The sequence below is a fragment of the Lactobacillus sp. XV31L genome (genome assembly GCF_059900865.1).
In genome coordinates, this window is sequence record NZ_JBWXGC010000041.1 from 1 (window position 1) to 394 (window position 394).

General features: G+C 23.6%; 1 protein-coding gene. It reads right to left on the reverse strand.

Translation table 11 applies throughout. The features are described 5' to 3' along the window. A partial coding sequence (locus AC2JF7_RS09085) for a KxYKxGKxW signal peptide domain-containing protein (RefSeq protein ID WP_500727735.1) occupies positions 1–66 on the reverse strand: 66 nt, incomplete at its 3' end. Positions 67–394: the final 328 nt, after the last annotated feature.

A 394-nucleotide genomic window follows, 5' to 3' on the forward strand; every position in this document is an offset into this window, starting at 1 on the left:
GCTAACAAGCCAACCCTTTTTGCTTTTATGCATCTTGTAATTGGTATTTTTGATTTCTTCAATCATTTTGAATCTATTCAAAACTTATCATCCTCCACACAATTAATAATATAATATATTATCATCCTAGAAATAATATCATAAAAATAAACATTTTTATACATTTTTAATTATTGCCAGTATTATTTTGCATTATATCGGTATTTTGGGCATTAAGCTTGATATATCAGTCTTTTCGTTCATTTTATAACGTTGTTTTTTTATTTATTATGGTTCTCATATAAATAGCTTATAGCAAGCAATTAATTACACTAAAGAAAATGTGATGTAAATAATTTGTGTTTTTTAATATTCAAGTATAGGAATATGGTCATATTTAACAAGTTTGATAATG